The organism is Citrobacter sp. Cpo032, assembly GCF_030332975.1.
Taxonomy (GTDB): domain Bacteria; phylum Pseudomonadota; class Gammaproteobacteria; order Enterobacterales; family Enterobacteriaceae; genus Citrobacter; species Citrobacter portucalensis.
The window spans coordinates 226,442-245,522 of record NZ_JAOWGU010000049.1; the positions used below are offsets into that span (position 1 = coordinate 226,442).

Sequence of the window (19,081 nt, forward strand, 5' to 3'; positions counted from 1 at the left end):
CTGGCTATTACTGACGATTCTGTTTAAACCGCTCATAAATCTTAATACAGATAATAGCAACGGCGTAGAAGGGCCACAGAATGGAGGTTATCACCGTATCAGCCAGGTCAAATTCGAGGCCGTGTACTCTATCCCCACGAACTAACAAAGCAAACATTGCGATGAAACCCGCGATATATATGGCCAAGTAGTGATAAAGGCTCATGATAATTCCATTTATTAGGTTTTGCCCTGAGTCTACGTGCGATAACCACACAATTAAAATTGGTATTACAGATCAATTTTCATTTATCGATCGTTCAAAACGATCGTTTTGCAACAAGTAGCTCATTGATTGAACGATATTTGTACAAAATGGCAGCGGGAATTAGCTATAAGTGCTTTATGACGTAAAAACGTTTGAAAACGGGCCAACAAAGTGAATAATTAATTCATGCTTGGCAGAGCTGCGCCACGATGGCAGCGACGAAAAGCGAACAATTTGAATATAACGAAAACCCCGCCAGCGCGGGGTTTTTGCTTTCCGGCGATACGACAGGGGTATTCGCGAGGTGTATTACACCAGTACCCCTGTCATATCGCCGAGCTGAAATCGTTAACTTGAAAACAAGTTCTCACAATGCTCAATGCTTTGTCGTTTCTAGCTCAGAGGAAAAATGAGAGGGGGCAACTGCTAAACGTAGACATCAATATTTTTAGTATTATTCCCTGCAACGTTCGAACTTGATTTGTCACTTACCGTAGGTAATGCTTCCGATACCATTTGGTTTTTTTCTGCTTCTTGTTTTTGTAATTGAGCAATTTTTGCGTATATAGACTCGATTTGCCTTTGAATCATCTCCATCTGCTGTTTAAGCAGTTTTGCCTCATCTTCGGAGGTTACTTCATTTATTTTTGAACCCATGGCGCTGAGTTCTTTTGTCAACTCTCCAATTTGTTTTTTCAGGTTTTGAATTTGTTGTGAAACAGAGTTGCCAGTACTTGAAGATGTTTGTTTTACTGTGCTTTGCAGTATGTCCTGACCCAAAGTGCTAACGGTCATGCTCATGGTGGTTCCTCCGGCCTTACATTTATTACCCATTATCGTCATCTTTCGAAATTACTTTATTAGCAAAGGTTAAGTTGTGGTTTCCTGCACCACAGCATTATTTGTGCCGCTCTATACTATCTGCTGAGTATCGCGGAGGAGCTTATGAAAGAGGGCTATTACTGGATTCAGCATGTTGGCATTGTACAGGTGGCGTACTACACGAATGACACTGTTGATGATCTGGAGACGGGTAAAACAATCACAGGTGTCTGGCATCTGACCAGAGGCGATGACATTTGCCATAACGGTGAAGCAGAGGTGTTAGAAGGTCCTCTCTCTCCACCATTGTAAACAACTGTACTTACTTCGAGGCTGCCGCATGGCGGCCTTTTTCATTTCAGGCTCACGGGAATCATCCGCTACGTGCTTTGTTGATAAATCCAGCCCGTGAAGCCTGACCCTTTAATCACACACAGCGCCATCCGAAGAATCGGAGGTGAGGCTATGACCAGAATGAGCACCATTTACAGCAGACTTTCATATGGAACAGGAACCACGCTGACCGGTTGCGGTGTATCAGCGAAGGCATATGCCGAAACAGCTAAAACAGCAAAAGAGGTGTCCTGGATGTTGGCCGACAGAATTGCAGGGTTAAGCCTGAGTGACTGGGCAATTATTGTCGGTATTGCATGCACCGTTATCACCTGTGCTGTGAACTGGTATTACAGGAAAAAGGAAAGGGAGGACCGGCTTAATGGCAATGTCACCAAAGCTGAAGAATAAACTGAGCGCAGCGGTCGTTGGTCTGATTCTTGCGGGAGCCTCCGCGCCAGTTATTCTCGATCAGTTTCTGGATGAGAAAGAGGGTAATAGTCTGACGGCGTATCGCGACGGCGGAGGGCTCTGGACGATTTGCCGTGGCGCCACGATGGTTGATGGTAAGCCAGTAGTTCAGGACATGAGGCTTTCTGCTGAGAAATGTGCCCAGGTAAACGCCATAGAACGCGACAAGGCGCTGGCATGGGTTGAACGAAATATAAAAGTTCCGTTGAGTGAGCAGCAGAAGGCAGGTATCGCTTCTTTCTGTCCTTACAACATTGGTCCAGGCAAATGCTTCCCGTCAACGTTCTACCAGCGTATCAACGCCGGAGATACAAAAGGGGCATGTGAGGCGATCCGCTGGTGGATTAAAGACGGTGGCCGCGATTGTCGTCTGACCAAAGGCCAGAAGAATGGTTGCTATGGACAGGTTGAACGACGAGACCAGGAAAGTGCACTGGCGTGCTGGGGGATAGACCAGTGAGCCTGCGCTATCAGTTTATTGCCATTTCTCTGCTGGTGGCCATCGCATTCATCGCGGGTAGTGTATGGAGCAGCCGCGGCTGGGAAAAAAAGTGGGCGGAACGTGACAGCGCGGAATCATCGCGAACAGCGAACGCGCAGACCGCCGCCCGCATGATTGAGCAAGGGCGCATAATTGCCCGTGATGAGGCTGTAAAAGATGCACAAGCACAAGCCGCTAAATCTGCTGCCACTGCTGCTGGCCTGTCTGCCACTGTTAACCAGCTGCGTACCGAAGCAACAAAGCTTGCCACCCGCCTGGACGCCGCAAAGCACACCGCAGATCTTGCCACTGCCGTCAGAAGCAAAACAGCCGGAGCCGACGCCGCAGTGCTCGCCGACATGCTCGGACGCCTTGCAGAAGAAGCTCGATATTATGCTGAGCGATCTGACGAAAGCTACCGGGCAGGAATGACGTGTGAGCGCATTTACGACTCAGTGAGGCAGTCAAACAACAACAGGGTTAGAAGATGAACGCAGAAAACCTAAGTGAAGCGTATTACCTCAATAACGATATAAAAGAACTACAACTTCAGAAAAGCATACTGGAAAGTGGTGCCGGACTTGGTGTGACAATCCAGTCTACCTATCAGGATAACGCCTTTCTTGATGCCATACGCCCGCATGCAGTGGCTGAACTTGATCGCCGCATTGTGGAGAAGAAAAAAAACCTCTCCACTCTGGGTGTTACATTCTCTTAAATGAGAACAACAATAAAAGGTTATGTCTGCTTTGCCACATTCTGAGAGTATGAGTTTTATTTGGTAGTCAATCAGTTACTTTATTGGTTTGCTTTCCGATGGAAGATAGATGTTTCCACAGAAGGGGCAAATTAACGTTATATTGTTTTTTATTCTCGACAGACTGTGCTTTGACTGGCGGGAGCAATGAGGACAAGTACTTTTCACATGGCGTAAAGTACGCATCTTGATATCTTTGAGTATCGACATGTTTATTGTCCTGGTGGGCGGTTAACAACCATACACCACATGTTGGCTAATAGCTTCTTTTATAACCGTTACGATGTAGTCGTTAGCCATAATCAATCAAGCCTCGCAATAGCGGGGCTTTTTAACAACTGAGGAATGAGCATTACAGTAGTTCTTACAGCTAAGCAGATTGAAGACCTGGCTGCCTTCGCAAAAGAAGATGGCCAGCCACAATACACCATCACTACCGGAACAATCCCTGAGTTCGAAGCGGATGATGGCGAGGTTATCCCTGAGTACACCGGGCTGATTGCCTATTCCAAGTCGCTAGAGCATAGCGTTCTACAGCTCGATAACTAACGAATCAACAAAACTTTCCATCCGCCATGACACCACAATGCTCGTAGACATGCCAGGAAGCCTGACAGAAGAAGCTCGATACCATGCTGAACGCGCTGATGAAAACTACCGGGCAGGAATGACATGTGAGCGGATTTATGAGTCCGTAAAAATACTAACAATGAACCGTAGAGGAAAAATAATAGCTCTATAAATTAAGATGTTGACGGTTTTCGTGGATAAAATTGTGAATTTTTACTATGAAGGAAATACGACTCTTCCTTGAGTCAAAATCCCTGACAACTTAGGGTGATAGATAAAGGTCTTACGCAGCATGACATAATTTTCGATTTAAGCTATTTAAATTAATTTTTATGATCAAAACCCACTGAGATTTACTTACAAAACTAAACCTTGCTATGTTTGGTTAATCATGCGTTAATGAATGTCTGGTTTGTAACGAATTTATCTGAAGCAGTCGCTGTAATAATTTTATTCCTTGTTCCTGTTGAGATTTCCTTGTTAGCTTTTCTCTCTAATAATTTTTTTCGGACCATTCTGCCCAAGGGCTTACTCAATAAAGGTAATGTTTATGTCTAATAAAATGACTGGTTTAGTTAAATGGTTTAATCCTGAAAAAGGTTTTGGTTTTATCACTCCAAAAGATGGTAGTAAAGATGTGTTTGTTCACTTCTCTGCTATCCAGAGTAATGATTTCAAGACGCTGAATGAGAATCAGGAAGTTGAATTTAGTGTTGAACAGGGACCTAAAGGCCCCACGGCAGTTAATGTCGTGGCTGTATAAGGTAACTGTTATTACTAATAATATTCACTTCAGATGTCCGTGTTGCCACGGATCTCAGTACCGAACGTCAAACTTTGATGTTACTGAAAAAAATCCTTTCGGAGCAAAATGTATTTTTTGCAAATCAACAATGATTACATTTGATAATATTGCACTGTACATTCGTTCTGGTCAGTCTTCGTTAGAATTCAGAAAATAAATTTCAGGCTCCTTATGGAGCCTTTTTTGTATGCTGAACCGACAATCTCTGTAAGAGACATCACGGTAAAATTATGAAAAAAGTCATCGTTTTTTTTAATGCAGAACCTGCAGTTGTTGTAACCGTAATGAAAGGTATTACTACGATAATGCGTGAGTTTCCCAATGGGGAAAAAGCACACCTACCCGTGATGTCAGCGGGATTTCCATCTCTGACAGGAGACCATAAAATAGTTTATGTAGCCTCTGATCGTGATGTCAGTTCAGAAGAGATCCTCGAGGCAGCATCGAAGCTTTTGAAATGAGATCTGGTTGTTTCGTGACCGACCCGGATTTTAGTACAGTGGTTTGTGTGGTCGCGAGCTCTTTTGTATGAAGATTGTACTGCAAACTATTGATAATTGAGTCTTTCTATTCTATCTTTTAAACATATCAGCGCTTATACAAGTGCTCTACGGGGAATGTAACATGCTTGGCGTTGATACGTTAGAGATCAAGAGAGGTAAACAATGAACGTCGAAGATTTAAAAAGAAAAACTGAAGCGGATATTTCTGAATTCATCACAAAAAAAATTATTGAACTCAAAAAAAAGACAGGAAAAGAAGTTTCCGATATCCAGTTTAATGCTCGTGAAAAAATGACTGGGCTTGAAAGCTATGATATTAAAATCACATTAATCTAATTGTTATAAGATTCAGTTCGAGTGAAAAAGCATTATCTTGAAAGGTAATGCTTTTTTATTTCTGTCATAAAATTTAGAACGTTGTCAAAGCCTTCACTTCTAACCACAGATTTTCTGCTTACCTTTTAACGGGTCCTCCTTGACGATTCTGACCATCGAGGGGCAGCAGCGGCGCGGGATTTGGAGCATTTTTGATTCTTCACGCAACCATTTCAGCATTTGATGCTGATGACGGAACACTATCCCCGAATACACTGGGTTTGTTGCATTCTCTGATTCAAAAGAACACGGTGTGCTTCAACTTGGCTGAGCAGGCATTACAGCAGACATTCACTGAGTGCCTGCTGTAATGTTAAACATTAAAATTTGTATTTATTTCTTATCGTTACAATCAGGGATCATCCTCAAAAGAGTGTTATCTTTCTGGACGTAGTGATGGAATAACGCTGCACCAGCATGCGCTGCGATTAAAAAATATCCGATGTTTGCCAGTGTTTCGTGAGTATCTTTGATAAGTGATTTTGTTTCCCCGTCAGGAGTAACGAACGATGCAACGTTAAAACCTAATAAACTCCAGTCCTTTCCACCGTAAGCCATAATTGCAATACCTAATAATGGTAGAGCCAAAAAAGAAATGTACAGCAGGATATGCATTATTTTAGCAGCCATCATCTGCCAGGCTGGTGGGGGGGGAGTGATAGCTGGATCATGATACTTATGTTTAATAATTAATCGTATTATCATTAAAAACCAGACAAACACCCCAACATTGTAATGTGTTTCTTTCATGAGAAGGTAGGTGTTACTGCCTTTGGGAAACCAGCCACGAAGCTCCATAGCTGCATAGGTTATCGCTATTAATATCAGGGTTAGCCAGTGTAAGCGAATCTGAAGTTTTGAGAATTTGACCATTATTCTTGCCTCAAACGGTGTATTACATCGACCATAAATCATGAAGCTTAACAAATCCTTATTTTTGTTGAGAGATTAAGAGTTTGTTATTCCAGCGATCTCACTTGAATGTTTTGATAATAATTCTCATTTTTATTTCTTTCTGATAATCCTTGATGTTACGGGGCAAGAACCACGCTGATTCTCGCTATTTATGAGAACTTTCAATCAACTACTGGTTCATTTTTACTTTCCGCCTATTACACAATTTGTATCCAACAAACAGGACTATGCCGATGCCAGCACGTGCTAAACGCCCATGCCGACACAAAGGGTGTGCGGCAATCACCAACGATGTCAGCGGATATTGTGACCAACACCGAAAGCAGCATGCTGGTGACGGCTGGCGGAATTATCAGTCAGGAAAGAGCAGACAAGAACGTGGATATGGGCGGCTCTGGGAAATTAAACGAGCGCGTATCCTTCAGCGTGATAAATACCTGTGTCAGAACCATCGCCGGCAGAAGATAGCGAAGAAAGCGGAAAGCGTTGACCACATCATTCCAAAAGCTCATGGCGGTACTGATGACGATTCCAACCTTGAGTCGTTGTGCTGGGAATGCCACAGAGCAAAGACAGCAAGAGATCGTATTCGATGAGTTATGCCCATTACATATACTGTGGGCTGAGTGGCTATTTTTCGAATTCCTGTTCGCACAATGCGAGCAGTTGTAGTCGCCGCAATCTGAATTACGATTTTCATCTCGATTAAATCAGACGGATGTCTGGGGAAGGGGGGATCAAATCCCTGACTCCTTTCGCACTTCAGGACTGCCCGCTTCCTCGCATTTTTATACCCGCGAAAAATGAAATTTAACCAGGAGTGTCGCTTATGGCTGGAACGGCGGGGCGTTCCGGGCGTCGCCCCAAGCCAACGGCGCGCAAGGAGCTGGCAGGGAACCCCGGCAAACGAGCCCTGAATAAAGAGGAACCTGTATTCACACCGATTAAAGGTGTGGCACCACCTGACTGGTTTTCTGAGGATGATGGTCTGCCAATGGCGGCCGTCATGTGGGAACTGACCACGAAAGAATTATGTGGACAGGGATTACTGTGTGTTACCGATCTTGCCGTACTTGAGCGCTGGTGTGTTGCATATGAGTTCTGGCGCAGGGCGGTTAAAAATATCGCCAGAGAAGGGCTGACTATTACTGGTGCTATGGGGGGGAAGATAAAAAACCCTGAGCTAACCGCAAAGAAAGAGCAGGAATCGGAGATGAGCTCTACCGGCTCCATGCTTGGCCTTGATCCCAGCAGTCGACAACGCCTAATCGGCCTTGCCGGACAGAAGAAAACCTCTAACCCATTCCTGAAGATGATCAACTCATGAGCCGGAAATCGTACCCCAACGTAAACGCCGCGAATCAATACGCCCGCAACGTTGTGCGGGGGAAAATTCCGGCGTGCCAGTTTGTCATTCAGGCCTGCCAGCGTCATATCGATGACATGGCGGCTGAAAAGAGTAAGAAATTTCGTTACCGCTTCGATAAAGACATGGCAGAAAAGGCCGCGAAATTTATCCAGTTGTTGCCACATACAAAAGGAGAGTGGGCATTCAAGCGGATGCCGATCACTCTGGAGGCATGGCAACTGTTTATTGTGTGCTGCGCCTTTGGCTGGGTCCAGAAAGGGTCGAAGCTTCGACGATTTCGCGAGGTTTACACGGAGATACCGCGTAAAAATGGGAAATCAGCTATTTCGGCAGGTGTGGCGCTGTACTGTTTTACCTGTGATAACGAGTTTGGCGCTGAAGTATATTCCGGGGCCACAACTGAAAAACAGGCGTGGGAAGTATTCAGACCAGCTCGTCTGATGTGTAACGGTAACAAGGTCTACCCGGAAATGGCCCAGGGGATCCTGAAGGGATTTCAGATTCAGCGTACCAGCGCTATCCCGGCAAACCTCGGTGACGCAGGCAAAGAGTCGGAAATTTACTTCGCTGACTTTAATGATGTGGTTATCGGTGAAGACGGCAACATGAAGGTGTCGTTCTCGCAGGAAGCCTCCTACCAGGACGGGGATGGCAATCTGGTTTCCGCGTTCTCCCGTAACCAGTCGTTGATCCGCGTGGTGACGGAGCACGATATCGGCTTCCGTCATCCGGAAGGTCTTGTTCTCGGGACAAAAGTGCTGTTTTAACCGGTCCTGCACTCTGTGCGACCACGGTCGCACAGCGTAAAAGCACGTAATTCCCCAGGCCCGCAGCAGCGGGTTTTTTCTTTTCAGGAGCAAAACGATGACGACGAAAGCGGCAAAAGCAGCGGCAGCGGCGGCTGCAGCCGGTGATGTGAAAAAGCCGGATGAACTGACGCCGGAAAATACAGTGGACGGGGATGGCGGTCAGAATACTGCAGCGGGTTCAGGTGATACAGGTGTTGATCTGACCGGAAGTGAAACAAACGGGGCCACGGGCCTGACGGGAGCAGAAGTGGCGCGGAAAGCGGTTTTTTTCCTGGGACCCTATCATCGTTATTCACGCGGTGATACGGCCTGTTTTGATGCTGAGTATCCATCCTGGTGCAGAACCGCGAGAAGGTGGAGTCGCTGACCGCCGCCCTGACCGGTACGCAGACCGCGCATGAGCAGGCCGAAATCAGGGTAAATAACCTGAACGGCGATCTTCTCAGCCTGACTTCGGCTTTTGAAGGTCTGATTATTAAGGTAGGACAGAGCGGAAAGACGCCCTGAATGCCCGGAACAGCGCACAGGCTGCTGCTGCCAGTGAGAAAGAAAGTGGACAGGCAAGGGATGAAGCACAGCTCCTTGCTGAACAGGCAAGGAGTGCAGCCTCAAAAGCCGCCGCTGAGACCATTAAAGAGATACAGGAAAGTGAAGACCTCAGTGGTCCGCCAGGCCCGCAGGGGCCAGAAGGTGCAAAAGGTGAAAAGGGTGATACCGGATTAACGGGGGCAACAGGACCAACTGGCCCTGTGGGTCCGCAGGGACCGGCAGGCGCAAAAGGCGAAAAAGGGGACAAGGGTGATTCCGGGTTAACGGGGGCAACAGGACCAACTGGCCCTGTAGGTCCGCAGGGGCCGGCAGGGGCAAAAGGTGACAAGGGTGATACCGGATTAACGGGACCCACAGGACCAACTGGCCCTGTGGGTCCGCAGGGACTGGCAGGCGCAAAAGGCGAAAAAGGGGACAAGGGAGATATCGGATTAACGGGGGCAACAGGACCAACTGGACCTGTAGGTCCACAGGGGCCGGCGGGTGCAAAAGGTGACAAGGGTGATATCGGGTTAACGGGAGCAACAGGACCAACTGGCCCTGTAGGGCCTCAGGGACCAGCAGGCGTACCAGCAGGTGCTCTTCATGCTGTAGGTACGTTTGCGCTGGCATATATGCCAGCGCCTGGAGGGAGAGGTACTAATCCAGGTACAAGTTATTCGGGGGGAAGTTTAATAGCGTGTGGAATTATCAGCAACAGCGACGCTAAAGCGTCGTTTTGTATTACGGGTAGTAGTGGCAAATATACTTTGCCGGGTACATGGCGTTCGTGTGGAATTGCATCGAGTTCTTCTGAAGGTCTGGCTGGGACTAATTTGGGTTACTATGCAGGCATTTTTCAGCGAATCTCATAAAAGGAGATTGTATGAACATTGAGGTCATTCAGGCTCCTGAGTGGGCGAATAAAGAACATACAGCGATTAATTGTAGTGTTAAATTTGCAGAGTTTGATGAGTTTCTGCCGTTCACTGCATGCCCGAATGATTTTGAGGAGCATGGGCGCCGTATCTACAGCGAGCTTGAATCAGGAAAGTATGGACCTGTCGCCCCTTTTATTGTGACTGACAAGATGGTGGAGGATTTACGAAATCAGAAACTGGCTGAAATCAGCAACTGGCGGGACGTTCAGGAAAACGCCAACATTATTTTTGAACTGGACAATCGCCGGTGGGATGGAGGCAAAGTATCGCAGGAGCGTCTTGCACCCGTGGTTATGGCTGGTAGAACAGGAAAGTTACCTGAGGGATTTTTCTGGACCGATGCGGATAACCACGACGTTCCCGTAAATTTTGCGTTCCTGCAACAACTGGAGGCAGCGATGATGCAGGCAATGGTAGTGCACGGCTTCAGTATTCACGAACGGCAGAGGCAGATGAAATCGGAGGTAGCGTTACTTACAGATGTTAATGCCATTGCTGAATATCCAGTTGGCTGGAGTGAGAGGAAGTAATGTGCTGGTTCACCTTTCTAAATGTCTAAATTGTATTAACTTAGATCTGACATGACACAGCTATGGCACAGACCTGAACCTAGTCTGATAGGCAGGTCTGTGCCAGAAGCGGACCTGTCGTGGTTTGAAAAGCCTCCTCGTGAAGTGGCCAGCTTTTATCGACCATTTCAGTTAGAGTTTATTCCGGCGTAGTTCGTAGTATATTGAGAGTATTCTTTGTTATCAGGTGTTCTGTATGTCCTATTCCATCGGTGAATTTGCGCGGGTTTGCGGAATAACCCCCACGACGCTGCGTGCCTGGCAACGTCGTTATGGACTTCTCAAACCACAGCGTACAGATGGTGGGCACCGGCTGTATAGCGATGACGATATCCAGCTGGCGCTTAAAATTCTCGACTGGGTGAAAAAAGGTGTACCGATAAGCCAGGTAAAACCGCTGCTGGCCCGCCCTGATGCGCGGCGAACGAATAACTGGCTATCTCTGCAAGAGAGTATGCTGCAGCGCCTGAACGAAGGGAAAATTGAATCTCTGCGCCAGCTTATTTATGACGCTGGCCGCGAGTATCCTCGCCCTGAACTGGTGAGTGAGGTATTGCGCCCTCTGCGAAGCCAGGTCTCGGCCAACGTGCCGGCTATCATGACGCTGCGTGAAATCCTCGATGGTATTATCATCTCTTACACCTCGTTTTGCCTGGAAAGGGATAAGCGTGCGCCGGGTGATAACTACCTGATTACAGGCTGGCATCTTACCGACCCCTGCGAGATCTGGCTTGAAGCGCTTGGTCGCACTGGACAAGGACATCGCATTGATGTGCTTCCTGTAGCGCCCGCGATGCTCGCGCCTGAAATTTTCCCCGAGCGAAAATGGCTGTTGGTTACGTCCGGCAAACTCACCGCAGCACGTAAAAAACAGATAGACCTCTGGCAACAACAGGTCAACTTCCTCGAAGTGATCCCGCTTTAATCTTCAGTCATTACCGTTCCTGTGAGTCGATTAGCCACTGCCTTAGTGGATCCCAGATAATCTCGCTCAAAAAAATAAAACTTAATTCATTGAATTAAATGTGTTTATAAAAATTACCCAGCCAAAACTTGGACAAAACAAAGTGTTTGTGTAAGTTTTAATTATGCCACATACGTGTTGTGGTCCACATAAGGGTAAGAGCTATGCGCGCGCAGCCATCCGTTATTAACAGGTTTGTGGATTACTACGCCAGTCTGGATCGCCAGCCCGCCGCCGCACTTGCCGGGTTGTACGACGAGCACGCGGTACTTGTCGATCCCTTCGGGGAACATAACGGGCTGTTTGCCATCCAGCGCTATTTCTCGCATCTGCTGGGGAATGTGAACACCTGCCGTTTTGCCATTGGTCCTCCGCTGTGTGAGAGCGGACGGTTTGCCGTGACGTGGACCATGTACTGGTCGCATCCGCGTATTGCTGGCGGAGAATTACGATCCTTGCCGGGATGTTCAATGGTCGGGACGCATAACGAGAAGATTGTTCGCCAGCGTGATTATTACGATGCCGGAGAGATGCTTTATGAGCATCTGCCGCTGTTGGGCTGGGCCGTCCGCGGCGTTAAAAGGAGGGTGCGCGCATGATGACAGTCCTCATTACTGGCGCAAGTTCCGGGATTGGTGCCGGGCTCGCAAAGTCATGGGCCGATGACGGCTGTCACGTGATTGCCTGTGGCCGCAATCCAGAAAGGCTGGAACAGCTGCGCCAATCCCACGCCAATGTCACAGTACGCCTGTTCGATATGACAGACAAAGACGCCTGTCGCCAGGAGCTGGCGGACTGCAAACCCGAACTGGTTATTCTCTGCGCCGGAACCTGCGAATATCTCGACCACGGCAGGATAGATGCCGAGAAGGTTGAACGGGTGATGGCGACGAATTATCTGGGCCCCATCAACTGCCTGGAAGCGCTTCAGACGCAGCTAACCTCCGGTAGCCGCGTGGTGCTGGTCAGTTCGATGGCCCACTGGATGCCGTTTCCTCGGGCTGAAGCCTATGGCGCGTCTAAAGCGGCGCTAACCTGGTTTGCTAACAGTTTGCGTCTGGACTGGGAGCCGAAAGGTGTCGCCGTGACTGTCGTTTCGCCAGGATTTGTCGATACCCCGCTTACCCGTAAAAACGATTTTCCTATGCCCGGTCAGGTAAGTGTAGAGCAGGCGGTGAAGGCGATTCGTCATGGCCTGGCGAAAGGGAAAAACCATATTGCCTTTCCGTCGGGTTTTGGCGTGTTGCTGCGTGTGTTGGGCGGGCTACCTGAGCGTCTCCAGCGCGCGTTACTGCGCAGGATGGTGCGTTCATGAAAATAGCTATCATTGGCAGTGGGATTGCCGGATTAACCTGCGCCTGGCGTCTGGCCGGACACCATCAGGTGACGCTTTTTGAAGCGGCGTCGACCCCTGGCGGCCATACTGCGACAGTGGATGTGGCGACTCCGCACGGGAGTTTCGCGATTGATAGCGGCTTTATCGTCTATAACGACCGAACCTATCCGCGTTTTATGGGCTTGCTGAGCGAACTCGGCATTCAGGGGCAAAAAACGCAGATGAGCTTCTCGGTGCATAATCCGCAAAGCGGTATGGAGTATAGCGGTCATACGCTGACTTCATTGTTTGCCCAACGTCGAAACCTGGTCAACCCCGCATATTGGGGAATGCTGAAAGAGATTGTCCGTTTTAATCGTCTGGCGAAACAGGCATTAAATGAGACCGATGTGAACGCGACGCTTCAGACTTTCCTCGACCAGCACCACTTCAGTGTGTTCTTTGCGCGGCATTATATTTTGCCGATGGGCGCGGCCATATGGTCATCTTCACTTCAGGAGATGCGCCGTTTTCCACTGGCGCTGTTCTTACGGTTCTTTGAGCACCATGGCTTGTTGGATATCTGGCATCGACCGCAATGGTATGTGGTGCCGGGCGGATCGCGCGAATACATTCGTGTCATGCTGGCGAAGCTGGGCGATCGTCTGAAATTGCACCTCAATTCACCTGTTCAGCAGGTTATTCGCTACGACAGCGGCGTCAAAATACAATTGGCAGGATCAATACAGACATTTGATCAGGTGATCTTCGCCTGCCATTCCTCGCAGGCTCTGGCTGTACTTGAGGATGCGACCCCTGCAGAACGCGACGTGCTGGGCGCAATTGACTGGCAACGTAACGAGGTTGTGTTGCACTGCGATCGCCGCTGGTTACCGGTATGCGAACGCGCTTGGGCAAGCTGGAATTACCGCCTGAGTGAGCAAGATAGGGCCCGCGCTTGCGTCACCTATAACATGAATATTCTCCAGGGATTACCTGAAGGAAGCCCGCTATTTTGCGTGACCCTCAATCCGGACATCCCCATCGACGACCGCTTCGTCTGGCGACGCTTTGTTTACGAGCATCCGTTGTTTAACCCTGAAAGCTGGCGGGCGCAGGCGCGTCGCGCTGAGATCAACGGTCAGCATCGGAGCTGGTTCTGCGGTGCTTACTGGTACAACGGTTTTCACGAAGATGGCGTACGCAGTGCGCTGGATGTGGTACACGGCATTGCTGCAGGAGAGGGGAGCTAAGATGAACAGCTGCCTGTACCACGGCGTATTACGCCACCGACGCCTTCAGCCGACCACGCACCAGTTTACTTATCAGGTGTTTATGGCTTGGCTCGATCTGGACGAGCTCGCTCAGCTTCCGGGCGTGGGCGTGAAACGTAATCGCTTCGCTGCAACTACTTTTCATGATGCCGATTACCCGCTGGGAACCCCGTTAAAAGAGAACGTACTGAATCAGCTTGCCAGCCTGACAGGCGAGCGTCCTGAAGGTCGCGTGATGCTCCTGACGCAGTTGCGCTATTTCGGTTTTCATTTTAATCCGGTCAATTTTTACTACTGCTATGACCGCGCGCAGATCCTGCGCTGGGTGCTGGCGGAGGTCCGCAATACGCCGTGGAATGAGCGTCATTACTACGCCGTAGATGCGCAGGAAAAGCGACCACTGGAAAAAGCGTTCCATGTATCGCCGTTTAATCCGATGGATATGGTCTATCACTGGCGATTTAACTCGCCGGGTAAAACGCTGCATATGCATATCGAAAACCATCAGGCAGAGAAAATTTCTGATGCCACCCTGATGCTCAAACGCGAGCCGTTGACGCCGGCAAGTTTACGCACGTTGCTGCGACGACTGCCGATGATGACGCTGAAAACGGTGTCAGCGATTTATTGGCAGGCGCTACGACTGTGGCTCAAGCGAGTCCCTCTCTACAATCATCCCGTGAGCAGGAGTGAACGATCATGATCGATCCCACCTTTGCGCTTGAACCCGATATTCCGCGCAACCTGCGTGTTGCGCGTTGGTTCCTTTTTCGTATGCTGAGCGGCCTTCGTCAGGGTTCAGTCACGGTGCGGGAAGGGGCCCAGGTCTTTCATTTTGGTGATGTTTCGGCTGAATTACGCGCCGACGTACATATTGTTTCGCCCACGGTGTATTGGCGGGTGTTGACGGGGGGAAGTCTTGCAGCGGCAGAGTCCTGGATGGATGGAGAGTGGGAAACGCAGCAGCTCACTACGTTATTGCAAATATTTGCGCTCAACAGCACCCTGCTGGGGCGGCTGGAAAGTGGATTTCGCCTGCTTGGCCGACCCGTTGAGCGTTTACGTCATTGGACGCGCCGCAACCATCGGCAACAGGCAAAAGAAAACATTGCCGCGCATTACGATCTCGGCAATGCCTTTTACGCGCACTTTCTGGATGAGGATTTACTCTATTCCAGCGCCTTGTTCACCTGCCCCGAGCAGTCGTTAGCGCAGGCTCAGCAGGCCAAAATGGCGCGACTTTGCGAACAGCTGGCGCTGACCGCGAATGATCATCTGTTGGAAATTGGGACCGGCTGGGGAGCGATGGCGGAATACGCCGCGCGTCATTACGGATGTCGGGTGACCACCACGACCCTGTCGCAGGAGCAGTTTGCCTGGGCGAAAGCGCGCATTGCCCGCGCTGGTTTACAGGAGAGAGTCACCGTATTGCTCTGCGACTACCGCGACCTGACCGGGGAATTCGACAAACTGGTATCAGTTGAAATGATCGAAGCGGTGGGGCAGCGCTATCTGCCGACGTTTTTCCGTACGTGTCAGGCGCGCCTGCGCCCTGGGGGCAAAATGGCGCTTCAGGCGATTACCATTCAGGATCAGCGCTTTCGCGATTACAGCAAAAGCGTCGATTTTATTCAGCGCTATATCTTTCCGGGAGGTTTTTTACCCAGCATCACCGCGATGAGTGGGCTGATGACAAAGCACACTGACTTTGTGGTTCGCAACCTGTTCGATATGGGGCCCGACTACGCCCGGACCCTTGCGCACTGGCGACAAGGATTTGTTCACTGTTGGCATGAAATTGAAAAGCTGGGCTTTGATGAGCGTTTTCGCCGTATGTGGTTGTACTACTTCGGTTACTGCGAAGCAGGTTTTAACGCCCGTACAATCAGTGTGGTGCAACTGACGGCGGAGCGTCCATGAACCGCCATTTACAGGTCTTTCTCCTGGCTGTCGGGTTCGATTTGTACTGGTTCATGGTGGTGTTATTTCGTGAGCGCGGTCTGGTGTTATGGCTTGGTCTGGCTATTCTGGCCTGCTTCATGTTGCCTGCTGCGCAACGACTGTGCGCGTTAATGCTGACAGCTGCGGGCAGTGGTCTGGATGCGTTGTGGGCGCTGACCGGGTTGATCGATTTTCGCGGCGAAGCATTGTTGCCGTTATGGATGCTTGCGCTCTGGCTCATGTTCGCCGTCATGTGGACGCACCTCACCTGCTCGACCTCTTTGCCAGGATGGCTGCTGGTAATAATGGCCACCGGTGGAGGACCGATCGCTTATCTGATAGGAGAGCGTTTGGGTGCCATTACTTTTCTGGAGCCGACATTTATCGTGCTCGGTTTAATGGCGACGGGCTGGCTGGTGTTGATGCTGTTTTTTCATATTTTTATGGGGAAACACCAATGAAACTTGCCTTACTGATACTGCTGGGAGTAATGGCGATTGCGCCGTTTGCAGGTGCCACAGACTGGTTAAGCTGGCGGAAAGTCGGTGATGCTACGCTCACCTGGGGGCCATTCACGATCTATAACTCACAATTACGCACCCCGGATGGGCGCTATCGTGGGTTGAAAGAGGATCAGGCACTGATTATCACCTATCAGCGCAATATTGAACGGCAAGAACTGGTGGATGCTACCCGCGAACAGTGGCGAGCGCAGGGTATTTTGGCACGGGAGGCGCAGAGTGAGTCCTGGCTTCGCATGTTGGGTGAGCTATGGCCTGACGTTGCGCCGGGTACGCAACTGGTTTTTGTCTTCCAGGATAAGCAGGGGCAATTTTGGTATCGCTTGTCAGTGGCACAAAGGCATTTCATCCCGCTTGGCCCACCACAGTCGGCGGCGTTCAGCGAAAACTTTCTCGCTATCTGGCTGGGTTCCCGTACGCAATATCCTGAGCTGCGGCAGCAGCTCACTGGAGGTAATAAATGAAACGTTTATTAGCCCTAAGCTTACCGCTGATGATGCAACTTTCTGGCTGTAGCGCCGAAATTACCGAGTATCGCCAGCAGCAGCCGACGCTGGATATCTTTCAGTATTTTCAGGGAGAAACGCAAGCATGGGGGATGGTTCAGGATCGCAGCGGTAAACAGCTTCGTCGTTTCCATGTCGATATTAACGGCGATGTGGTGGGGGACACATTGACCCTCAATGAACGCTTTGTGTACGACGATGGAGAGAAGCAGCAGCGTGTGTGGCATATCCGTAAAATCAGCGCCGATCGTTACGAAGGTACTGCTGGCGATATTGAAGGCGTGGCGAAGGGGCAAACAGCGGGCAACGCGTTCAACTGGCATTACAGTATGAATGTGAAAGCCAGCGGCAGAACCTGGTTGCTGAATTTTGATGACTGGATGTACCTGCAGGATGCTAACCATTTGTTTAATAAAACTGAGATGAAGAAATTTGGCCTCACCGTCGGCACGGTGACGCTCTTCTTCTCCCGTAAAACGCACTAGCGAGGAAGACGCCATGAAAACGCAACCCATCGTTGGGATCAGCGGCTGTTTAACGGGGTCTGCCGTCCGATTTGACGGCGGGCATAAGCGGGCAGAGTTTGCGATGGTGAAACTGGCCCGTTGGGTGACTTTCCAGCCTGTTTGTCCGGAGATGGCGATAGGCTTGCCTGTCCCACGACCGGCGTTGCGCCTCGTACAAACAACTATCGGGGATATTCGCATGCGTTTTAGCCACGCACCTCACGAAGACGTTACCGACAAAATGGCTGACTTTTGTCTGAGCTATCTGTCAGGGTTGGACACACTGTCGGGTTTTATCGTCTGTGCCAAATCCCCCAGCTGTGGCATGGAACGAGTGCGTTTATATGATGAAAAAGGTAATCGCGGGCGCAAAGACGGGGTGGGAGTTTTTACAGCCGCGCTGATGGAGAAATATCCGTGGCTGCCGGTTGAAGAGGATGGACGGCTGCACGATCCGGTTCTGCGTGAAAACTTCGTCGAACGGGTTTTCGCGCTACATGAGCTCCATACGCTGTGCAAAAATGGCCTGACGCGGCGGGCGCTACTGAATTTTCATAGCCGTTATAAACTGCAATTGCTGGCTCACCATCAGGCCGGATACCGGGAAATTGGCCCATTTGTCGCATCACTGCATGAATGGGACGATCTGGAGGCTTTCTTTGCGGTCTACCGCGATAAATTAATGACAATCCTGAAGAAACCTGCCTCACGTAAAAACCACACTAACGTGCTGATGCACATTCAGGGGTACTTCCGTAATCAATTAACAATGCGCCAGCGCGGCGAGTTGCGCGAGGTTATCCTCAATTATCGCGCAGGGATACTGCCTATCCTGGCCCCGATGACGCTGCTTAAACATTATCTGGTGGAATACCCGGACGACTACCTGCTGACGCAGAATTACTTTGATCCCTATCCGCAGGATTTAGCATTGCGACTGAATGTTAATTAATCATGCCTGATAAGCTGAACCGAGCAGCATGATAATTAATGTCGTGTTCGCCCCCTTTAATTTCCGTTTAACGCTCACAGCGGACCTTCAGCTCAGTGACCTGGTCCGCTTCGTGCCAGGAGCGGACGTTGCTAACATCGTGATATATTAATTCATGGATGGCAGTCCATGGGGATAAAATTATGAAGCACGAGCTGTGGACAAATGAAGCTGGTTTAGATTTGTTTTGTCTTGCCGGTCCACTGGGAGACTCTGCTCGGAAATTGCTGGATCTGGACTACAGATTAGTGTGGACATGTGATGCAGACTCGCACCTTGAAGCAATGAAAAAATATTATACGTTCCGTAATTGGGGTGAATATCAAACTGATTTCCCTGAACAGGATAGTAAGACCTACAAAGAAATGGGATGGGAGTAAAAAGCACAAAATCCACAACCTAGCCGCTCTTATTCTCATGTCTCTACGACGTCCGCTCCTCGCTCATAGCGGACCTCATCGGCAGTAAAAGCTTTATCATCGAGGTTTGCCAGTAGTGGTAGCGTGTTGAATGTGCCGGCGGCAAAACTTGGATTTTTGGCGAAAACGCTTCTCTAAAACTAAAATCA

General features: G+C 49.5%; 30 protein-coding genes and 1 pseudogene. 28 read left to right on the plus strand and 3 right to left on the minus strand.

Translation table 11 applies throughout. The features are described 5' to 3' along the window. Nucleotides 1-673: 673 nt before the first annotated feature. Nucleotides 674-1,048 carry a FlxA-like family protein gene (locus OGY33_RS19565; RefSeq protein WP_044700589.1) on the minus strand — a complete coding sequence of 125 codons (375 nt, stop codon included), beginning with the start codon at nt 1,046-1,048 and terminating at the stop codon, nt 674-676. Nucleotides 1,049-1,192: 144 nt separating this feature from the next. Here OGY33_RS19565 and OGY33_RS19570 point away from each other — a divergent pair, with 144 nt between their 5' ends. From OGY33_RS19570 to OGY33_RS19590, 5 genes are all read left to right on the plus strand, one after another. Beyond that, nucleotides 1,193-1,381 carry a hypothetical protein gene (locus tag OGY33_RS19570; protein WP_044700587.1) on the plus strand — a complete coding sequence of 63 codons (189 nt, stop codon included), beginning with the start codon at nt 1,193-1,195 and terminating at the stop codon, nt 1,379-1,381. A gap of 153 nt (nt 1,382-1,534) precedes the next feature. Further along, complete coding sequence (locus OGY33_RS19575) at nt 1,535-1,813, plus strand: phage holin (protein ID WP_003832349.1); 279 nt, start codon at nt 1,535-1,537, stop codon at nt 1,811-1,813. After that, nucleotides 1,785-2,333, plus strand: coding sequence for a lysozyme (locus OGY33_RS19580; RefSeq protein ID WP_046670524.1), 549 nt, complete (start codon nt 1,785-1,787; stop codon nt 2,331-2,333). The genes OGY33_RS19575 and OGY33_RS19580 overlap by 29 nt, the downstream gene beginning before the upstream one ends. Beyond that, complete coding sequence (locus OGY33_RS19585; protein WP_044700581.1) at nt 2,330-2,845, plus strand: DUF2514 domain-containing protein; 516 nt, start codon at nt 2,330-2,332, stop codon at nt 2,843-2,845. Before OGY33_RS19580 ends, OGY33_RS19585 begins: the two co-directional genes overlap by 4 nt. After that, nucleotides 2,842-3,072: a hypothetical protein gene (locus tag OGY33_RS19590; RefSeq protein ID WP_000990801.1), complete on the plus strand. Its 231-nt coding sequence runs from the start codon at nt 2,842-2,844 to the stop codon at nt 3,070-3,072. The genes OGY33_RS19585 and OGY33_RS19590 overlap by 4 nt, the downstream gene beginning before the upstream one ends. Before the next feature lie 75 nt (nt 3,073-3,147). Here OGY33_RS19590 and OGY33_RS19595 read toward each other — a convergent pair whose 3' ends face one another. Further along, nucleotides 3,148-3,321 carry a YnfU family zinc-binding protein gene (locus OGY33_RS19595; protein WP_213083834.1) on the minus strand — a complete coding sequence of 58 codons (174 nt, stop codon included), beginning with the start codon at nt 3,319-3,321 and terminating at the stop codon, nt 3,148-3,150. Nucleotides 3,322-3,462: 141 nt separating this feature from the next. On the opposite strand from OGY33_RS19595, the gene OGY33_RS19600 reads away from it, so the two are divergent. From OGY33_RS19600 to OGY33_RS19625, 6 genes and pseudogenes are all read left to right on the plus strand, one after another. After that, complete coding sequence (locus OGY33_RS19600) at nt 3,463-3,660, plus strand: hypothetical protein (protein WP_044700634.1); 198 nt, start codon at nt 3,463-3,465, stop codon at nt 3,658-3,660. A 28-nt stretch (nt 3,661-3,688) separates the two neighbouring features. Next, a pseudogene (locus OGY33_RS19605) lies at nt 3,689-3,853 on the plus strand (DUF2514 family protein); the annotation flags it as partial. A gap of 378 nt (nt 3,854-4,231) precedes the next feature. Then, on the plus strand, nt 4,232-4,444 hold the full coding sequence (cspG, locus tag OGY33_RS19610) for a cold shock protein CspG (RefSeq protein WP_000066494.1): 213 nt from the start codon (nt 4,232-4,234) through the stop codon (nt 4,442-4,444). Nucleotides 4,445-4,454: 10 nt separating this feature from the next. Then, complete coding sequence (ymcF, locus tag OGY33_RS19615; protein WP_057069020.1) at nt 4,455-4,643, plus strand: cold shock small protein YmcF; 189 nt, start codon at nt 4,455-4,457, stop codon at nt 4,641-4,643. Nucleotides 4,644-4,716: 73 nt separating this feature from the next. Continuing rightward, on the plus strand, nt 4,717-4,947 hold the full coding sequence (locus OGY33_RS19620) for a hypothetical protein (RefSeq protein WP_000756041.1): 231 nt from the start codon (nt 4,717-4,719) through the stop codon (nt 4,945-4,947). Nucleotides 4,948-5,151: 204 nt separating this feature from the next. Beyond that, nucleotides 5,152-5,325: a GnsA/GnsB family addiction module toxin gene (locus tag OGY33_RS19625; protein ID WP_001100119.1), complete on the plus strand. Its 174-nt coding sequence runs from the start codon at nt 5,152-5,154 to the stop codon at nt 5,323-5,325. A gap of 372 nt (nt 5,326-5,697) precedes the next feature. Here OGY33_RS19625 and OGY33_RS19630 read toward each other — a convergent pair whose 3' ends face one another. After that, nucleotides 5,698-6,237: a cytochrome b gene (locus OGY33_RS19630; RefSeq protein ID WP_044700576.1), complete on the minus strand. Its 540-nt coding sequence runs from the start codon at nt 6,235-6,237 to the stop codon at nt 5,698-5,700. Nucleotides 6,238-6,512: 275 nt separating this feature from the next. Here OGY33_RS19630 and OGY33_RS19635 point away from each other — a divergent pair, with 275 nt between their 5' ends. The 17 genes from OGY33_RS19635 to OGY33_RS19715 all read left to right on the plus strand — a co-directional run bounded on the left by OGY33_RS19635 (nt 6,513) and on the right by OGY33_RS19715 (nt 18,893). Then, entirely contained in the window at nt 6,513-6,875 is a 363-nt protein-coding gene (locus OGY33_RS19635) for an HNH endonuclease (RefSeq protein WP_047715729.1), read from the plus strand. 233 nt (nt 6,876-7,108) lie between these two features. Next, complete coding sequence (locus OGY33_RS19640) at nt 7,109-7,606, plus strand: phage terminase small subunit P27 family (RefSeq protein ID WP_003832359.1); 498 nt, start codon at nt 7,109-7,111, stop codon at nt 7,604-7,606. Further along, complete coding sequence (locus OGY33_RS19645) at nt 7,603-8,415, plus strand: phage major capsid protein (protein WP_286572176.1); 813 nt, start codon at nt 7,603-7,605, stop codon at nt 8,413-8,415. The genes OGY33_RS19640 and OGY33_RS19645 overlap by 4 nt, the downstream gene beginning before the upstream one ends. 97 nt (nt 8,416-8,512) lie before the next feature. Further along, nucleotides 8,513-8,824: a hypothetical protein gene (locus OGY33_RS19650; protein WP_286572178.1), complete on the plus strand. Its 312-nt coding sequence runs from the start codon at nt 8,513-8,515 to the stop codon at nt 8,822-8,824. Continuing rightward, on the plus strand, nt 8,812-8,964 hold the full coding sequence (locus OGY33_RS19655; RefSeq protein ID WP_286572180.1) for a hypothetical protein: 153 nt from the start codon (nt 8,812-8,814) through the stop codon (nt 8,962-8,964). The genes OGY33_RS19650 and OGY33_RS19655 overlap by 13 nt, the downstream gene beginning before the upstream one ends. A 907-nt stretch (nt 8,965-9,871) precedes the next feature. Further along, nucleotides 9,872-10,456 (plus strand): DUF4376 domain-containing protein, encoded by a 585-nt coding sequence (locus OGY33_RS19660; protein ID WP_044700540.1) that lies wholly within the window; start codon nt 9,872-9,874, stop codon nt 10,454-10,456. Between the two features lie 235 nt (nt 10,457-10,691). Beyond that, nucleotides 10,692-11,420 (plus strand): MerR family transcriptional regulator, encoded by a 729-nt coding sequence (locus tag OGY33_RS19665; RefSeq protein WP_044700539.1) that lies wholly within the window; start codon nt 10,692-10,694, stop codon nt 11,418-11,420. Between the two features lie 203 nt (nt 11,421-11,623). After that, nucleotides 11,624-12,058, plus strand: a complete 435-nt coding sequence (locus tag OGY33_RS19670) for a nuclear transport factor 2 family protein (protein WP_044700535.1) — start codon at nt 11,624-11,626, stop codon at nt 12,056-12,058. Then, nucleotides 12,055-12,774 (plus strand): SDR family NAD(P)-dependent oxidoreductase, encoded by a 720-nt coding sequence (locus tag OGY33_RS19675; protein ID WP_191238608.1) that lies wholly within the window; start codon nt 12,055-12,057, stop codon nt 12,772-12,774. The genes OGY33_RS19670 and OGY33_RS19675 overlap by 4 nt, the downstream gene beginning before the upstream one ends. Next, nucleotides 12,771-14,027, plus strand: coding sequence for an NAD(P)/FAD-dependent oxidoreductase (locus OGY33_RS24615; protein ID WP_044700531.1), 1,257 nt, complete (start codon nt 12,771-12,773; stop codon nt 14,025-14,027). The genes OGY33_RS19675 and OGY33_RS24615 overlap by 4 nt, the downstream gene beginning before the upstream one ends. 1 nt (nt 14,028) lies before the next feature. Next, nucleotides 14,029-14,751, plus strand: coding sequence for a DUF1365 domain-containing protein (locus tag OGY33_RS19685; protein WP_044700528.1), 723 nt, complete (start codon nt 14,029-14,031; stop codon nt 14,749-14,751). Then, entirely contained in the window at nt 14,748-15,968 is a 1,221-nt protein-coding gene (locus OGY33_RS19690; RefSeq protein ID WP_044700526.1) for an SAM-dependent methyltransferase, read from the plus strand. Before OGY33_RS19685 ends, OGY33_RS19690 begins: the two co-directional genes overlap by 4 nt. Next, entirely contained in the window at nt 15,965-16,450 is a 486-nt protein-coding gene (locus tag OGY33_RS19695) for a DUF2878 domain-containing protein (protein ID WP_044700524.1), read from the plus strand. The genes OGY33_RS19690 and OGY33_RS19695 overlap by 4 nt, the downstream gene beginning before the upstream one ends. Beyond that, nucleotides 16,447-16,974 (plus strand): chalcone isomerase family protein, encoded by a 528-nt coding sequence (locus tag OGY33_RS19700; protein WP_044700522.1) that lies wholly within the window; start codon nt 16,447-16,449, stop codon nt 16,972-16,974. The genes OGY33_RS19695 and OGY33_RS19700 overlap by 4 nt, the downstream gene beginning before the upstream one ends. Next, a complete protein-coding gene (locus OGY33_RS19705; RefSeq protein WP_044700520.1) occupies nt 16,971-17,501 on the plus strand; it encodes a DUF3833 domain-containing protein in 531 nt (176 codons plus the stop codon). The genes OGY33_RS19700 and OGY33_RS19705 overlap by 4 nt, the downstream gene beginning before the upstream one ends. 13 nt (nt 17,502-17,514) lie before the next feature. Beyond that, nucleotides 17,515-18,474, plus strand: coding sequence for a YbgA family protein (locus tag OGY33_RS19710; RefSeq protein ID WP_046670535.1), 960 nt, complete (start codon nt 17,515-17,517; stop codon nt 18,472-18,474). Between the two features lie 182 nt (nt 18,475-18,656). After that, complete coding sequence (locus tag OGY33_RS19715) at nt 18,657-18,893, plus strand: hypothetical protein (protein ID WP_044702835.1); 237 nt, start codon at nt 18,657-18,659, stop codon at nt 18,891-18,893. Nucleotides 18,894-19,081: the final 188 nt, after the last annotated feature.

Coding starts and splice junctions, on each gene's coding strand:
- OGY33_RS19700 (WP_044700522.1), top strand. CDS start 16,447: ATGAAACTTGCCTTACTGATACTGCTGGGAGTAATGGCGATTGCGCCG.
- OGY33_RS19620 (WP_000756041.1), top strand. CDS start 4,717: ATGAAAAAAGTCATCGTTTTTTTTAATGCAGAACCTGCAGTTGTTGTA.
- OGY33_RS19625 (WP_001100119.1), top strand. CDS start 5,152: ATGAACGTCGAAGATTTAAAAAGAAAAACTGAAGCGGATATTTCTGAA.
- OGY33_RS19575 (WP_003832349.1), top strand. CDS start 1,535: ATGACCAGAATGAGCACCATTTACAGCAGACTTTCATATGGAACAGGA.
- OGY33_RS19650 (WP_286572178.1), top strand. CDS start 8,513: ATGACGACGAAAGCGGCAAAAGCAGCGGCAGCGGCGGCTGCAGCCGGT.
- OGY33_RS24615 (WP_044700531.1), top strand. CDS start 12,771: ATGAAAATAGCTATCATTGGCAGTGGGATTGCCGGATTAACCTGCGCC.
- OGY33_RS19670 (WP_044700535.1), top strand. CDS start 11,624: ATGCGCGCGCAGCCATCCGTTATTAACAGGTTTGTGGATTACTACGCC.
- OGY33_RS19590 (WP_000990801.1), top strand. CDS start 2,842: ATGAACGCAGAAAACCTAAGTGAAGCGTATTACCTCAATAACGATATA.
- OGY33_RS19715 (WP_044702835.1), top strand. CDS start 18,657: ATGAAGCACGAGCTGTGGACAAATGAAGCTGGTTTAGATTTGTTTTGT.
- OGY33_RS19685 (WP_044700528.1), top strand. CDS start 14,029: ATGAACAGCTGCCTGTACCACGGCGTATTACGCCACCGACGCCTTCAG.
- OGY33_RS19580 (WP_046670524.1), top strand. CDS start 1,785: ATGGCAATGTCACCAAAGCTGAAGAATAAACTGAGCGCAGCGGTCGTT.
- OGY33_RS19675 (WP_191238608.1), top strand. CDS start 12,055: ATGATGACAGTCCTCATTACTGGCGCAAGTTCCGGGATTGGTGCCGGG.
- OGY33_RS19635 (WP_047715729.1), top strand. CDS start 6,513: ATGCCAGCACGTGCTAAACGCCCATGCCGACACAAAGGGTGTGCGGCA.
- OGY33_RS19665 (WP_044700539.1), top strand. CDS start 10,692: ATGTCCTATTCCATCGGTGAATTTGCGCGGGTTTGCGGAATAACCCCC.
- OGY33_RS19660 (WP_044700540.1), top strand. CDS start 9,872: ATGAACATTGAGGTCATTCAGGCTCCTGAGTGGGCGAATAAAGAACAT.
- OGY33_RS19710 (WP_046670535.1), top strand. CDS start 17,515: ATGAAAACGCAACCCATCGTTGGGATCAGCGGCTGTTTAACGGGGTCT.
- OGY33_RS19595 (WP_213083834.1), bottom strand. CDS start 3,321: ATGTCGATACTCAAAGATATCAAGATGCGTACTTTACGCCATGTGAAA.
- OGY33_RS19570 (WP_044700587.1), top strand. CDS start 1,193: ATGAAAGAGGGCTATTACTGGATTCAGCATGTTGGCATTGTACAGGTG.
- OGY33_RS19565 (WP_044700589.1), bottom strand. CDS start 1,048: ATGAGCATGACCGTTAGCACTTTGGGTCAGGACATACTGCAAAGCACA.
- OGY33_RS19630 (WP_044700576.1), bottom strand. CDS start 6,237: ATGGTCAAATTCTCAAAACTTCAGATTCGCTTACACTGGCTAACCCTG.
- cspG (WP_000066494.1), top strand. CDS start 4,232: ATGTCTAATAAAATGACTGGTTTAGTTAAATGGTTTAATCCTGAAAAA.
- OGY33_RS19645 (WP_286572176.1), top strand. CDS start 7,603: ATGAGCCGGAAATCGTACCCCAACGTAAACGCCGCGAATCAATACGCC.
- OGY33_RS19695 (WP_044700524.1), top strand. CDS start 15,965: ATGAACCGCCATTTACAGGTCTTTCTCCTGGCTGTCGGGTTCGATTTG.
- OGY33_RS19690 (WP_044700526.1), top strand. CDS start 14,748: ATGATCGATCCCACCTTTGCGCTTGAACCCGATATTCCGCGCAACCTG.
- OGY33_RS19640 (WP_003832359.1), top strand. CDS start 7,109: ATGGCTGGAACGGCGGGGCGTTCCGGGCGTCGCCCCAAGCCAACGGCG.
- OGY33_RS19705 (WP_044700520.1), top strand. CDS start 16,971: ATGAAACGTTTATTAGCCCTAAGCTTACCGCTGATGATGCAACTTTCT.